Source organism: Stutzerimonas kunmingensis (assembly GCF_021432085.1).
In the GTDB taxonomy this organism is placed as follows: Bacteria; Pseudomonadota; Gammaproteobacteria; order Pseudomonadales; family Pseudomonadaceae; genus Stutzerimonas.
Map to the genome: position 1 here is coordinate 492,022 of NZ_CP090366.1, position 13,314 is coordinate 505,335.

At 64.5% G+C, this 13,314-nt stretch carries 11 protein-coding genes, 1 pseudogene and 1 riboswitch; of the genes and pseudogenes, 6 read left to right on the plus strand and 6 right to left on the minus strand.

Translation table 11 applies throughout. The annotated features are described in order from the left end of the window. Positions 1–41: 41 nt before the first annotated feature. Positions 42–1,463 carry a bifunctional D-glycero-beta-D-manno-heptose-7-phosphate kinase/D-glycero-beta-D-manno-heptose 1-phosphate adenylyltransferase HldE gene (gene hldE / locus LW136_RS02260; protein ID WP_234174557.1) on the plus strand — a complete coding sequence of 474 codons (1,422 nt, stop codon included), beginning with the start codon at positions 42–44 and terminating at the stop codon, positions 1,461–1,463. 72 nt (positions 1,464–1,535) lie between these two features. Here hldE and LW136_RS02265 read toward each other — a convergent pair whose 3' ends face one another. The 4 genes from LW136_RS02265 to LW136_RS02280 all read right to left on the minus strand — a co-directional run bounded on the left by LW136_RS02265 (position 1,536) and on the right by LW136_RS02280 (position 4,883). Next, the gene (locus tag LW136_RS02265; protein WP_014818897.1) at positions 1,536–2,423 is read right to left on the minus strand and encodes a hypothetical protein; all 888 of its coding nucleotides are present in this window, start codon (positions 2,421–2,423) and stop codon (positions 1,536–1,538) included. A 90-nt stretch (positions 2,424–2,513) separates the two neighbouring features. Continuing rightward, positions 2,514–3,323 (minus strand): aldo/keto reductase, encoded by an 810-nt coding sequence (locus LW136_RS02270; RefSeq protein WP_234174558.1) that lies wholly within the window; start codon positions 3,321–3,323, stop codon positions 2,514–2,516. Further along, on the minus strand, positions 3,320–4,495 hold the full coding sequence (locus LW136_RS02275) for an NAD(P)/FAD-dependent oxidoreductase (protein WP_234174559.1): 1,176 nt from the start codon (positions 4,493–4,495) through the stop codon (positions 3,320–3,322). Before LW136_RS02275 ends, LW136_RS02270 begins: the two co-directional genes overlap by 4 nt. A gap of 55 nt (positions 4,496–4,550) precedes the next feature. Then, entirely contained in the window at positions 4,551–4,883 is a 333-nt protein-coding gene (locus tag LW136_RS02280) for a DMT family transporter (protein ID WP_102838799.1), read from the minus strand. 112 nt (positions 4,884–4,995) lie between these two features. Between LW136_RS02280 and waaA the strand changes: the two genes are divergently transcribed. Beyond that, entirely contained in the window at positions 4,996–6,264 is a 1,269-nt protein-coding gene (gene waaA, locus LW136_RS02285; protein WP_234174560.1) for a lipid IV(A) 3-deoxy-D-manno-octulosonic acid transferase, read from the plus strand. A gap of 168 nt (positions 6,265–6,432) precedes the next feature. On the opposite strand, the gene LW136_RS02290 is transcribed toward waaA, so the two are convergent. Further along, a complete protein-coding gene (locus tag LW136_RS02290) occupies positions 6,433–7,893 on the minus strand; it encodes a TolC family outer membrane protein (RefSeq protein WP_234174561.1) in 1,461 nt (486 codons plus the stop codon). A gap of 175 nt (positions 7,894–8,068) precedes the next feature. Further along, positions 8,069–8,175: riboswitch (TPP riboswitch) on the plus strand. 100 nt (positions 8,176–8,275) lie between these two features. Between LW136_RS02290 and thiC the strand changes: the two genes are divergently transcribed. Continuing rightward, positions 8,276–10,156: a phosphomethylpyrimidine synthase ThiC gene (thiC, locus tag LW136_RS02295; protein ID WP_003285206.1), complete on the plus strand. Its 1,881-nt coding sequence runs from the start codon at positions 8,276–8,278 to the stop codon at positions 10,154–10,156. Between the two features lie 71 nt (positions 10,157–10,227). Here the strand turns inward: thiC and LW136_RS02300 are convergent, their stop codons facing one another. Further along, a complete protein-coding gene (locus tag LW136_RS02300; protein WP_234174562.1) occupies positions 10,228–10,965 on the minus strand; it encodes an RsiV family protein in 738 nt (245 codons plus the stop codon). 216 nt (positions 10,966–11,181) lie between these two features. On the opposite strand from LW136_RS02300, the pseudogene LW136_RS02305 reads away from it, so the two are divergent. From LW136_RS02305 to cpdA, 3 genes and pseudogenes are all read left to right on the plus strand, one after another. Continuing rightward, positions 11,182–11,787 (plus strand): annotated as a pseudogene (locus tag LW136_RS02305) (NUDIX domain-containing protein); the annotation flags it as partial. Between the two features lie 9 nt (positions 11,788–11,796). Beyond that, positions 11,797–12,243 (plus strand): DUF1249 domain-containing protein, encoded by a 447-nt coding sequence (locus LW136_RS02310; protein WP_003301652.1) that lies wholly within the window; start codon positions 11,797–11,799, stop codon positions 12,241–12,243. 152 nt (positions 12,244–12,395) lie between these two features. Beyond that, positions 12,396–13,208, plus strand: a complete 813-nt coding sequence (gene cpdA / locus LW136_RS02315; protein ID WP_023444890.1) for a 3',5'-cyclic-AMP phosphodiesterase — start codon at positions 12,396–12,398, stop codon at positions 13,206–13,208. Positions 13,209–13,314 lie beyond the last annotated feature (106 nt).

The following is a 13,314-nucleotide window of genomic DNA, read 5'->3' on the forward strand; positions in this document are numbered from 1 at the left end:
CTATGATCCGCGGCGTTTTCCAGCGCCCCGGAGCCCTCTCAATGAAGCTGTCCATGCCCCGTTTCGACCAAGCCCCCGTCCTGGTGGTGGGTGACGTCATGCTCGATCGCTATTGGCATGGCGGCACGTCGCGGATTTCGCCGGAGGCGCCGGTGCCGGTGGTCAAGGTCGAGCAGATCGAGGATCGCCCCGGTGGCGCAGCCAACGTTGCGCTGAACATCGCTGCACTGGGCGCGCCTGCCCGGTTGGTCGGCGTGACCGGCGAGGACGAGGCGCGTCAGAGCCTGGTCGACAGCCTCGCAGCCGCCGGCGTTGAAGCGCATTTCCAATGCATTGAGCACCAGCCGACCATCGTCAAGCTGCGCGTGATGAGCCGCCATCAGCAATTGCTGCGCATGGATTTCGAGGAGCCGTTCGATACCGATCCGGCGGCGATCCTGGCTGAGGTCGAGGCGCTGTTGGCCGGGGTCAAGGTGCTAGTGCTGTCTGACTACGGCAAGGGCGCGCTGAGGAATCATCAGGCGTTGATCCAGGCGGCGCGCCGCCGCGGGATTCCGGTGCTGGCCGATCCCAAGGGCAAGGATTTCGAGATCTATCGTGGCGCGTCGCTGATCACGCCGAACCTCGGCGAGTTCGAGGCGATCGTCGGGCATTGCGCCGATGAGGCCGAGCTGGTCGCCAAGGGCGCCGAGCTGATGCGCCGCCTGCAGCTGGACGCTCTGCTGGTGACCCGCGGCGAGCACGGCATGACCCTGCTGCGCCCCGACCACGCCGCGTTGCATCTGCCGGCGCGGGCGCGCGAGGTGTTCGATGTGACCGGCGCCGGCGATACCGTGATTTCCACACTGGCCGCTGCGCTGGCCGCCGGTGCCGAGCTGCCGCAGGCCGTGGCGTTGGCCAACCTGGCCGCCAGCATCGTGGTCGCCAAACTGGGCACCGCCTGTGTCAGCGCGCCCGAGCTACGCCGCGCGATCCAGCGCGAGGAAGGCTCCGGGCGCGGCATGATGACGGTCGAGCAACTGCTCATCGTGGTCGAGGATGCTCGCGCCCAGGGCGAGAAGATCGTTTTCACCAACGGCTGCTTCGACATCCTGCACGCCGGCCACGTGACCTATCTGGAGCAGGCCCGCGCCCAGGGCGATCGTCTGGTCGTGGCAGTCAACGACGACGGCTCGGTCAGCCGCCTGAAGGGGCCGGGGCGGCCAATCAACTCGGTGGATCGCCGTATGGCGGTGCTGGCCGGTCTGGAAGCGGTGGATTGGGTGGTGTGCTTTTCCGAGGACACGCCGGAAAACCTGCTGGCCCAGGTGCGACCCGATGTGCTGGTCAAGGGCGGCGACTATGGCGTCGATCAGGTCGTCGGTGCCGATCTGGTCAAGTCCTACGGCGGTGTGGTGAAGGTGCTGGGGCTGGTGGAAAACAGCTCGACCACCGCCATCGTCGAGAAGATTCGCAGCCGCTGAGTCCTTTGGATACGCCTACCGCGTATCGCGTCAGTAGGTGGATAGCCGCTTTGCGCGGCTACCCACTACGCATTAACGGGCGGCTGCCATCGGCCGTGCCGCCCACCAATCCCGCCAGCGAACGCGCTCGTCGCGCACTACCCAGCCTTCCTGCGGCGCAAAGCTTTCCGATAGCCACAGGCCGCGAGTGTTCACCGGGCTGAATTGGCCATTGCGCAGTTGCAACAGCTGATCCTGCGGCTGGCCCTGCTGCAGCGGTATCAGGTAGATGTCGGGCCGGCTGCGCTCCAGGCGCGCAACCAGTTGTCCATCTTCCAGGCGCTCGTCTACGTGGAACAGGCTCAGCTGACGCGCCTCTTTCGGTAGTTCCATGCGCATGTCATAGACCAGCTGCAGCGATGCGGTCGGCAGGTGTACATAGGCGCGAGGACGCTCCATCAGCACCATGTTGCCGCACTGTACCGGGCGCGTGGCGCCGGATTGCGAGGCGAGCTTGAAGTGCACCGCCTCGCGGTAGTGCAGGCTGGCCTGGTACGGAGTGGGCAGCCAGGTATCGCCGAAACGACCGGCGAGCCAGCCTTCAGGAGTTTCCAGCAGGCATTCTTCGGCAATTTCCTGGATGGCGGTGAGCAACGGCAGGTTCAGCTCATGGGCCGGGATGTAGCCGGAGATCAGCTTGAGTACAACGTCACCACGGTCCGGCCGCTGCTGACGGACCAGTACCCAGTATTCGCGGCCCTGCCAGCTCATGGTCAGACGCACCGAAACGCCGAGATTGGCCAGTTCGATGGCAAAACGGCCCGGATCGGAGACCTCAACCGGGCGGCGGCGCTCGATCACTTCGCTGAAGTTCAACGGCCGGCCCAGACTCTGGTAGCTCAGGTTGTCCTGGCTGGCCTCGACGTAGAGAGGCAGGGTCTTGAATGCGGCAGGGCTCTTGCGCACCAGAACTCTTGGCATTCGGTTTCTCCTTGCGGCGAAGAAAGTAACCGCGCGGCATCAGCGTAATGCGCTTCCGCGTAGCGGATGAACGTTGCCGCCAGGACCGTTTCAGTTGCCGGTCAGAACAGCAGCAGCAGTCCGTACGTTAGCCGTCAAATGCTGCGGATTGATAGTGCCGATGATCGCGCCGCTGACACCTGGGTGACCGAACAGCAGCTCGAAACTGCGGCGGACCGGGTCTTCGCCTGGCTTGAGGCAGGCATGTCCGCTGGCCAGGGCTTTCTTGATCAGGATGCCCTTGCCGTGAGCAGCAGCGTAGTCGAGGACCGGTCGTTCGGTCTGCTCGTTGAGGTTGTAGGTCACCATCGCGCAGTCGCCCTGCTGCAGCGCAAGCAGTCCACCATCGACCGTCTTGCCGGACAGACCGAAGGCGAGGATCTTGCCCTCGCGCTTGAGTTGGGCCAGGGTCTGGTAGACCTCGGTGTGCTGCAGGATATCGAGGTCGTTGCCGTCCGAATGCACCAGCACCAGCTCGATGCGGTCGGTACGCAGGCGCTTGAGGCTGCGCTCCACCGAGAAGCGCGTGTGGGCGGCAGAAAAGTCGAAACGCGACTGGCCGTTCTCGAACTCCTCGCCAACCTTGCTGACGATCACCCAATCCTCGCGCTGTCCGGCCAGCAACGGGCCGAGCCGTTCCTCGCTGACGCCGTAGGCCGGCGCGGTGTCGATCAGGTTGATACCCAGTTCGCGGGCCAGGGTCAGCAGCTGGCGAGTCTGGGCGTCGTCTGGGATGGAAAAACCGTTGGGATATTTCACCCCTTGATCGCGGCCCAGCTTCACAGTGCCCAACCCCAGTGGCGAAATGCTTAGGCCGGTTTTGCCCAGCGGGCGGTGCAGGTCATGCAGCGTTGCGTTCATGGCAGCAGCCCTTCCCAGAACGGCCCGGTCAGCGGCGGACGTGGCAGTTGAGGTAGTGCGGGATGGTTGGCCGGACGAATGCCGTCACGGGCGAGGGCGGCTTCGACGCGGTCGGAAAAGTCGGGGGACAGGGCCAGCTTGGTCGGCCAACCGACCAGCAGCCGGCCCTGCTCGGCAAGGAAGGCGTTGTCCGGACGGGCGAGCGCCGATTGCGCAGGCTCGGCGCGGTCGATACGCAGCGTGGCCCACTGCGCGGAGGACAGGTCGATCCAGGGCACCAGTTCGGCCAGTTCCTTTTTCGCGACCGCGATCTGAGCGGCTTCGTCGCGTGCCACGCCATCGGCTTCGGCCAGGTCGCCGCCGAGATACCAGACCCACTCGCCGTCCGCTGTCGGATGGCTGGTGACCGTGATCCGCGGTTTGGTGCCGCCGCCCAGGCAATGGGCATAGAGCGGCTTGAGCGTGGGCGCCTTGACGATGACCATGTGCAGCGGACGGCGCTGCATGGCCGGTTGTTGCAGGCCGAGCGACGCGAGCAGCTCGGCAGTCCCGCCACCAGCGCTGAACACGATGCGCTGGGCGCGGATCTCGCGACCATCGACGCGCAACCCGACCAGCTCGTTGTCGTCGAGCAGCGGTTCGATCTGCTGGCAGGCCAGCAGGCTGTCACCAGCCAGCTCGGCCAGCCGGGCGATCAGGCTGGGCACATCGAGCACCAGTTCGCTGAGCCGATAGACCTTGCCCTTGAACCGTGGATGCTGCAGCGCAGGTGGCAGCTCATCGCCCTTGACCTGACCGACCCTCGAGCGCACTGCCTTGCTGGCGAAGAAGCTGGTGAGGTTGCCGGCCAGGGTGCCTGGCGACCACAGATAGTGTGCATCGGACAACAGGCGCACGCCGCTAAGGTCCAGCTCGCCCTTGCCTTCGAGCGCTTCGCGCCAGCGCCGCGGCATATCGGCGATCGCCTCGGAGGCACCGGTGAGCGCACCGCTCAGCGCGTACTTGGTGCCGCCATGGATGATGCCCTGGGACTTCACGCTCTGCCCGCCGCCCAGTGTTCCCTTGTCGACCAGCAGGGTGGCAAAACCCAGTCGGCGCAGGCGCGCGTTCAGCCAAAGGCCGGCGACGCCGCCGCCAACGATCAGGACGTCGGTGCTGAGGGATTCGGGCATGTGCAGACCTCATTGGGTAAACGGTCGCGCAGTATAACTGCAGTCCGCCGGCAGCTTAGTGGCCTGCGCTGCGGGAGAACAACTGGATGACCACCACACCGGCGATGATCAGCCCCATGCCCAGTACCGCCGGCAGGTCCAGGTACTGACGATAGAGCAGCGCCGCGGCGACGCTGACCAGCACGATGCCGAGCCCGGCCCAGATGGCATAGGCGATGCCCACCGGGATGGTCCGTACCACCAGCGCGAGCATCCAGAACGACAGGCTGTAGCCGGTCACCACCAGCAGCAGTGGCAGCGGGCGACTGAAGCCGGCCAGCGCCTTCATCGAGGTGGTGGCGACCACCTCGGCACAGATGGCGATGGCCAGGTAAACGTAGCCGGACATGGCGAGATCCTGATTATGGGCGGGCAACTTCGTTCGGTTCCGACCTCGCCAACAAGTTCGCCGGCAGGGCGGTTATGGCTCGCGAGCAGGCGGCTTGCTAAGCTCCGCGCCCATGAATCGCACCCTCTATACCCTTCTGTTCCACCTCGGCCTGCCGCTGGTGTTCCTGCGCCTGCTGTGGCGCGCCTGGCGCGCGCCGGCCTACTCCCGTCGTATCGGCGAGCGTTTCGCCTTCGGTTTGCCGCCGCTGCGTCCGGGTGGCATCTGGGTGCATGCGGTCTCGGTGGGAGAAAGCATCGCCGCGGCGCCGATGATCCGCGAGCTGATGGCGCGCTACCCGCAGCTGCCGATCACCGTCACCTGCATGACCCCGACCGGTTCCGAGCGCATCCAGGCGCTGTTCGGCGACAGCGTGCAGCATTGCTACCTGCCCTATGACCTGCCCTGGGCGGCGGCGCGCTTTCTGAATTGCCTGCAGCCGAAGCTGGCAGTGGTGATGGAGACCGAGCTCTGGGCCAACCATATCCATCAGTGCGCCCGGCGCGGCATACCCGTGGCGCTGGCTAATGCGCGGCTGTCCGAGCGCTCGGCCCGTGGCTATGCGCGCTTCGCCCGGCTGACCGCGCCGATGCTGGCCGAGCTGGACCTGATTGCCGTGCAGACCGAGGCTGAAGCCGAGCGTTTTCGCCAGCTCGGCGCACGCCACGAGTGCGTCGAAGTGACTGGCTCGATCAAGTTTGACCTGACCATCGACCCGGCACTGCTGGCGCGGGCGACCGATTTGCGCGATCAATGGGCGGCGCAGGATCGGCCGCTGTGGATCGCCGCCAGCACCCATGCCGGCGAGGACGAAATCGTCCTGGCCGCGCACCGGCGCTTGCTGGAGCGGTTTCCGCAGGCCCTGCTGCTCCTGGTGCCACGGCATCCGGAACGCTTCATCTCGGTGTATGAACTGGCAGGCAAGGAAGGCTTTGCCGCGGTGCGCCGCTCGACGGGTGAAACGGTTGGCGCCGGCACGCAGGTGCTGGTCGGCGACACGATGGGCGAGCTGCTGTTTCTCTATGCCCTGGCCGACGTGGCCTTCGTCGGTGGCAGCCTGGTACCCAATGGCGGGCACAACCTCCTCGAGCCCGCCGCGCTGGGCAAGCCGGTGCTCAGTGGCCCGCATCTGTTCAACTTTCTCGAAATCTCCGCGCAACTGCGCGATGCCGGCGCCCTGCGCGAAGTGCAGGATGCCGATCAGCTGGCGGATGCTGTCGGTGAGCTCTGGCGCGATTCGGCTGCCGCGCAACGGATGCGTGACGCCGGGCTGGGCGTGCTCAAGGCCAATCAGGGCGCCTTGCAGCGTCTGCTGACAGGGCTGGCGAGGCTGCTCGGCTAGCCGGTGCGTTTGGCCTTGCGTGGAACAAAACGGGTCGATTGCCGGCGCGGGCGATAGTCGCCATCCAGGTGTAGAACCCGGAGGGCTAAAGCCCACCCTACCGACTAAGCGTTCGGGTCGTAGTGTGGGCTTTAGCCCTCCCAGCCACGGTTCAAGCGAGTCCCCTGCTCAATAATCCACCCGTACCGGCTGACCGATGGTCTGCGGCAGATCCGGCGGCAGGAAGTCGGTGTCCGGGTTGTAATCGGGTTTCAGGTAGGCGGCCAGCTGCTGCAGGTCGTCCGGGTTCAGCGTGCCGGCCGCCTGTTTCAGGCGCAGGTTGTCGAGGATGTAGTCGTAGCGGGCATTGTTGTAGTCGCGCACGGCGGCATACAGGCGCCGCTGGGTGTCGAGCACATCGACGATGTTGCGGGTGCCGACCTGATAGCCGATCTCCGTGGCTTCCAGCGCACTCTGGTTGGAGATGATCGACTGCCGGCGGGCCTGGACCTGTTCGATATCGGTGTTCACCGCGCGGTGCAGGTTGCGCGTGGCTTCCACCACCTGGCGGCGCAGGCTTTCGCGCTGCTGCTCGCTCTGACTCAACTGGTAATAGGCCTCGCGGCTCTGCGAGGTGGTCAGGCCGCCGCTGTAGAGCGGGATGTTCAGCTGCAGGCCGATGCTGCGCTGCTCGACGTCGCCGGTGTAGCGCGGCATTACACCTGGTGGAAGGCCGGTCGAATCGGTGTTCGTGAAGCCGAGCGCATCGTTGTCGCCCTTGCGATAGGACGCCACCGCATCGAGCGTCGGTGCATGGCCGGAGCGGCGCTGGCGCAGGGTTTCTTCCGCTGCGGTCACCGCGTAATTGACCGCCAGCAGGTTGAGGTTCTGCCGTGTTGCGGTATCGACCCACGCCTTGGCCTCGTTCGGCACCGGCGCCAGGACAGGCAGGGTGTGGCGGATGCCTTCGAGGGCGATATATTCGCGGTTGGTCAGGGTGTACAGCGCCTGGAAGGCGTCCTCGACCTGGCGCTGGGCGATGGACCGATTGGCGCGTGCGGTATCGAACCCGGCCTGGGCCTCGAGCACGTCGGTCTTGTCGGAAAGACCGACCTCGAAGCGTTCGTTGGCCTGGTCGAGCTGGCGCTTGAATGCAGCTTCCTCGGCTTTCACCGCCGCCAGATTGTCTTGGGCGCGCAGCACGGCGAAGTAGGCCTGGGCGCTCTGCAGAATCAGGTCCTGCTCGGCAATCGAGTATTCGATCGCAGCCTGCTCGCTGACAGCCTCCGCAGCCTTGAGCTGGAACCAGCGGTCGGCACGGAAGATCGGCTGGCTCAGCGTTGCCTGGTAGACGGTACCGCTGCGCGACAGCGAGGTGGAGCCCCTGCTGGTGTCGACGTCCGTTTCGGTATCGCTCAGCTCGGCGCCGGCGCTGAGGTTGGGCAACAGGCCTGCCCGCGCCTGCGGCACGATTTCCTGGCGTGCGCGAAACTGCGCACGCGCTGCAGCCAGGTCGGCGTTGTTGTTGACGGCTTGCTGATAGACGCTGACCAGATCGGTCTTGCTGGCGAGCGGGACGGTTTCCTGTGCCCAGGCTGCTCCGGCGGTGAGGGAAGCCACGGCGAGAGCCAGGGGGAGTCTGCGCAGCATGTTGGGTCCATCCTGAATAGAGCTGAGGGGCAAGGCTAAGCGGCGGCTGACGGGGGGTCAAGGCGCGTGTGCGAGGCAATGTCAGATGCCGGTTGCGGACGGTCGGAATGACCGAACGGTCGACTACTTTCGCCCTTGGCATGGCGTTCGTACTGGCTCTTGATTAGACTCGATGACGTTCTTGTCGGGGTGCCTTGAAGCGAAGGCTGAGATCGGAAAGTTCCGGATCCCGTTGAACCTGATCAGGTTAAGGCCTGCGTAGGGAACAAGATGTGCTCGCCAGTCGTTCGGCCAGCTCTCTCGGCGCCAGTTCCGGCGCACCCGATGCCCTTGCCATCCGTGTTTTCAGGTTCGCTCCGACAATTCTCTAGGAGCCAGCCTGATGCGTGTAGAACAACAGAACCTGAGTGAATCCGCCCAGGTCGACCAGCAGTCGATCCAACCCTTCCCGCGTTCGCAGAAAATCTATGTGCAGGGTTCGCGCCCGGATATCCGCGTACCGATGCGCGAGATCAGCCTGGACGTGACCCCGACCGACTTCGGCGGCGAGATCAACGCCCCGGTTACCGTCTACGACACCTCCGGCCCCTATACCGATCCGAACGTGCAGATCGACGTACGCAAGGGGCTGGCCGATGTGCGCAGCGCCTGGATCGAGGAGCGCGGCGATACCGAGAAGCTGCCGGGGTTGACCTCCGAGTTCGGCCAGCGTCGCCTGAACGACGCCGAGCTGACCGCCATGCGTTTTGCCCATGTACGCCATCCGCGGCGGGCCAAGGCCGGGCATAACGTCAGCCAGATGCACTATGCGCGCAAGGGCATCATCACGCCCGAGATGGAATACGTTGCCATCCGCGAGAATATGAAACTGACCGAAGCGCGCGAGGCTGGGTTGCTCAAGGATCAGCACGCCGGGCATAGCTTCGGCGCCTCGATCCCCAAGGAGATCACGCCGGAATTCGTGCGTGACGAAGTGGCCCGCGGTCGCGCCATCATCCCGGCCAACATCAACCACACCGAGCTCGAGCCGATGATCATCGGCCGCAACTTCCTGGTGAAGATTAACGGCAATATCGGCAACTCTGCGCTGGGCTCCTCGATCGAAGAGGAAGTGGCCAAGCTGACCTGGGGCATCCGCTGGGGCTCGGACACCGTGATGGACCTGTCCACCGGCAAGCACATCCACGAAACCCGCGAGTGGATCATCCGCAACTCGCCCGTGCCAATCGGCACCGTGCCCATTTATCAGGCGCTGGAGAAGGTCAACGGTGTCGCCGAAGACCTGACCTGGGAGCTGTTCCGCGACACGCTGATCGAGCAGGCTGAACAGGGCGTGGACTACTTCACCATCCACGCCGGGGTGCTGCTGCGCTACGTGCCGCTGACGGCCAAGCGCGTGACCGGCATCGTCTCGCGCGGCGGTTCGATCATGGCCAAGTGGTGCCTGGCGCATCACAAGGAGAACTTCCTCTACACGAACTTCGAGGAAATCTGCGAAATCATGAAGGCCTACGACGTCAGCTTCTCGCTGGGTGATGGCCTACGCCCGGGGTCGATCGCCGACGCCAACGACGCTGCACAGTTCGGTGAGCTGGAAACCCTCGGTGAGCTGACCAAGATCGCCTGGAAACACGATGTGCAGTGCATGATCGAAGGCCCGGGTCACGTGCCGATGCACATGATCAAGGAGAACATGGACAAGCAGCTGGAATGCTGCGACGAGGCGCCGTTCTACACCCTGGGCCCGCTGACCACCGACATCGCGCCGGGTTACGACCACATCACCAGTGGCATCGGTGCGGCGATGATCGGCTGGTTCGGCTGCGCCATGCTCTGCTACGTCACGCCGAAGGAGCACCTTGGTCTGCCGAACAAGGATGACGTCAAGACCGGCATCATCACCTACAAGATCGCCGCGCACGCTGCTGATCTCGCCAAGGGTCATCCGGGCGCGCAGATTCGCGACAACGCCCTGTCCAAGGCGCGCTTCGAGTTCCGCTGGGAAGACCAGTTCAACCTCGGTCTCGACCCGGACACCGCGCGTGCCTTCCACGACGAGACGCTGCCGAAGGAATCGGCCAAGGTGGCGCACTTCTGCTCCATGTGCGGACCGAAGTTCTGTTCGATGAAGATTACCCAGGAAGTGCGCGAATACGCCGCTGAGCACGGCCTGACCGACGAGCAGAAGGCCATCGAGGCCGGCTTCGCCGAGCAGTCCTCGCGCTTCAAGGACGAAGGCTCGGTGATCTACAAGCAGGTGTGACCGGCGAGGTGTGATCGACTGGCTGTAGACGACCCGAAGCGGGCCGACATATATCGGCCCGCTTCGTATCCTCAGAGATATTCCGGCTTCAGAATGCCTTCCAGCTGTTCATGGGGAATGAACAGTTCAGGGTGCCCGCTCGAGTACGGCGCAATGCTGTACACGTCGTACTTGAGCAACACGCTGTCTTTCAGCAGCGCGATGTTTGCGGTCTGCTGAAAGGGCCAGAAGCCGGTGAACTCGGCGTCCTGGGCGTGGCCGTTCCCCACCAGCCAGCGTTGATGGGCCTGGCGCGCAACGCGCCAGAAGCTGCCCTCCTGCCCGGGGATCAGCAGGTCTTCGAGGCGTAGTTCCCGATCGGCCTCTCGGTTGTAGTTGATGAAGCCGCGACCGGGCATACCGTGGGCGCCACCAACATACAGATAGCTGGACAGCTCGACGACCAGGATGTCGCCGTGCTGCTCGCGCAGCTTGGCCTGCAGGTAGCTGCTCCAGCCCGGCGCGGCAGCGCGCAGAAACTGCTGCTGGTAACTCTCGAGCGAATCCGGCAGCCGATCATCCGGACCATTGATGGTCATCCGGCGCAGGCGCGCGTCGATCAGGTTGTTCAGTTCGGATTCGTCGGTGAAGGTCAGGGTGTCGATGTTCACCAGTGGGCAGTCTTCGCCCTGGCAGCCCTGCGAGCGTTGTTCGGTGAGGTTCTGGCGCACCTCCACCGGGCGTTCGGAGGCAAGGTGCTGACAGCCGCTCAGCAGCACGACAAGGCTGCTCAGCAGGATCAGAGTGCGGATGGAGGCGGTTCGATTCATGGTTGGTCCAGGCATGGCAGTGCGCTTTCGATTGCCGAAGACACCTGAAGTTCGTGCGGCGCTGCAGGTGGAGCTTTCTTCGGCTACGGTGGTCTGCAAAGGGCTGCGCCAGCGACGATGCCGCGTTAGGATGGCGACGAAGCCGCTCACGTTGTGACGGTTGCAGTCGCCCGCCGTCACGTAAGGCGCGGTTCAAACCGATATGAGTAGTACCCGATGAGCGAGACCTTCAAGCCCGGACCGGATGATGTCCAGATCCTCCGACGAGAGCAATGCTTCAGCGGTTTTTACCGGCTGGAACGCCTGCACCTGCGTCATCGCCAGTTCAGCGGCGCCATGGGCGCGGAGTTGAGTCGCGAGCTGTTCGTGCGGCATGACGCCGTGTGCGTGCTGCCCTACGATCCGCAGCGCGATCAGGTGGTGCTTATCGAGCAGTTCCGCGTGGGTGCGCTGGGCAAGGTCGAGAACCCTTGGCTGATCGAGCTGGTGGCGGGGCTGATCGACAAGGACGAGTCACCTGATGCGGTGGCCCGGCGCGAGGCGGTCGAAGAAGCCGGGCTGGAGCTGGGCGAGCTGTGGCCGATCACCCGGTACTTCCCGTCCCCGGGCGGCAGCGATGAACAGGTGCATCTCTACATCGGTCGCTGCGACAGCGAAGGCGCACAAGGCGTCTTCGGTCTGGCCGAGGAAGGCGAGGATATCCGCGTGCATGTATGGCCGCTGCAGCAGGCACTCCGCGCGGTCAACGAGGGGCGTATCGACAATGCGGCCAGCATCATTGCACTGCAGTGGCTGGCCTTGAATCGAGAGCAGGTGCGGGGGGGCGTGGACATGAGAAAGACGCGCGAGCGATACCGAGTCGACCTGCTCGAACTGCAGTCGGCCTGCGAGGCCAATTACCTGCGCCTGATGCGCCTGCTGCCGGGCATGCGTAACGGTTGCGACGCGCGCCGCATCGCCATCAGTCAGGGCGACATGTTGCTCGGTGTGCTGGTGCTCGAGGTGCTGGAGAGCTGCCCTTACACCACGACCTTGCAGGTCAGTCAGGAGAACTGCCTGACCTGGTTGCCGGTGCCGAAGATGGAGGTGCGGGTTTACCACGATGCGCGTATGGCCGAAGTCATTCGCGCCGAGAATGCGCGACGTTTCCGCGGCATCTATCACTACCCCAACGCGCAGATGCACCAGCCGGACGAGAAGAACCAGCTCAATCTGTTCCTCGGCGAATGGCTGGGCCACTGTCTGGCCTGCGGGCACGAGCTGGAACCGGTGCTCTGACCCCTTGCACCATGCCTTGATAGCCTGATACTGCGCTTGATCCGCCCTGGATGCGCAGCGCTATTCTGTGATCCAAGCCCACATCCCGAGGTTTACCCCCCTGCCGGGCACCTACCATAATTCCGTTGCGATTTAGCTCAAGGAGAAGGGCATTGCCTGGTGCGTCCCTGACTGTTGAAGATTCGGTTCTGCTGGTGCAGCTTACCGACAGCCATCTGTTTGCCGAAGCGGACGGCAAGCTGCTGGGCATGAATACCTGTGACAGCCTGGAGCAGGTGGTCGAGCTGGCCATCGACGAGCAGCCGCGCATCGACCTGATCCTTGCCACCGGCGACCTGTCGCAGGATGGCTCGGTAGCGTCCTACCAGCGGTTCCGCCGGCTTGCCGAACGCATCGAAGCACCAGCGCGCTGGTGTCCGGGGAACCACGACGAGCTGGCAGCAATGCGTGAGGCCTGCCGTGGCAGTGCACTGATGGAACCGGTGCTGGAGATCGGCGGCTGGCGTGTGGTGATGCTCGATACGCTGGTGGCGGGCTCGGTGTTCGGCATGCTGCGCAACGATCAGCTGGAACTGCTCGAGCGTGCACTGAGTGAGGCGCCGGACCATCACCACCTGATCTGTCTGCACCATCATCCGGTGTCCATCGGCAGCCGCTGGATGGATACCATCGGGCTGCGCAATCCTGACGCCCTGTTCGAGGTGCTGGATCGTCACAGCAACGTGCGTGCATTGCTCTGGGGTCATATCCACCAGGAGTTCGATAGCTGGCGTAACGACGTACGCCTGCTGGCGTCGCCATCGACCGGCGTGCAGTTCGCCCCGCAGAGCGAAGACTTTCAGGTCGACAACGTCGCGCCGGGTTATCGCTGGCTGCGGCTATATGCCGATGGGCAGCTGGAAACCGGAGTTTCCCGGGTCAGCGGTATCGAGTTCGAGATCGACTACAGCGTCAAGGGCTACTAACGCGGCTCTGCGCGCAGTGACACGCGCTGGCGGTACTTGCCAGCAGATACCCCGAGCCCACCCCATCATGCCGCCGGCCTGCTTGCAGACGGCGGCAGGTGCCTTG

Excerpts from the sequence above, each read along its gene's own strand:
- hldE (WP_234174557.1), top strand. The coding sequence starts at position 42 with ATGAAGCTGTCCATGCCCCGTTTCGACCAAGCCCCCGTCCTGGTGGTG.
- LW136_RS02265 (WP_014818897.1), bottom strand. The coding sequence starts at position 2,423 with ATGCCAAGAGTTCTGGTGCGCAAGAGCCCTGCCGCATTCAAGACCCTG.
- LW136_RS02270 (WP_234174558.1), bottom strand. The coding sequence starts at position 3,323 with ATGAACGCAACGCTGCATGACCTGCACCGCCCGCTGGGCAAAACCGGC.
- LW136_RS02275 (WP_234174559.1), bottom strand. The coding sequence starts at position 4,495 with ATGCCCGAATCCCTCAGCACCGACGTCCTGATCGTTGGCGGCGGCGTC.
- LW136_RS02280 (WP_102838799.1), bottom strand. The coding sequence starts at position 4,883 with ATGTCCGGCTACGTTTACCTGGCCATCGCCATCTGTGCCGAGGTGGTC.
- waaA (WP_234174560.1), top strand. The coding sequence starts at position 4,996 with ATGAATCGCACCCTCTATACCCTTCTGTTCCACCTCGGCCTGCCGCTG.
- LW136_RS02290 (WP_234174561.1), bottom strand. The coding sequence starts at position 7,893 with ATGCTGCGCAGACTCCCCCTGGCTCTCGCCGTGGCTTCCCTCACCGCC.
- thiC (WP_003285206.1), top strand. The coding sequence starts at position 8,276 with ATGCGTGTAGAACAACAGAACCTGAGTGAATCCGCCCAGGTCGACCAG.
- LW136_RS02300 (WP_234174562.1), bottom strand. The coding sequence starts at position 10,965 with ATGAATCGAACCGCCTCCATCCGCACTCTGATCCTGCTGAGCAGCCTT.
- LW136_RS02310 (WP_003301652.1), top strand. The coding sequence starts at position 11,797 with ATGAGAAAGACGCGCGAGCGATACCGAGTCGACCTGCTCGAACTGCAG.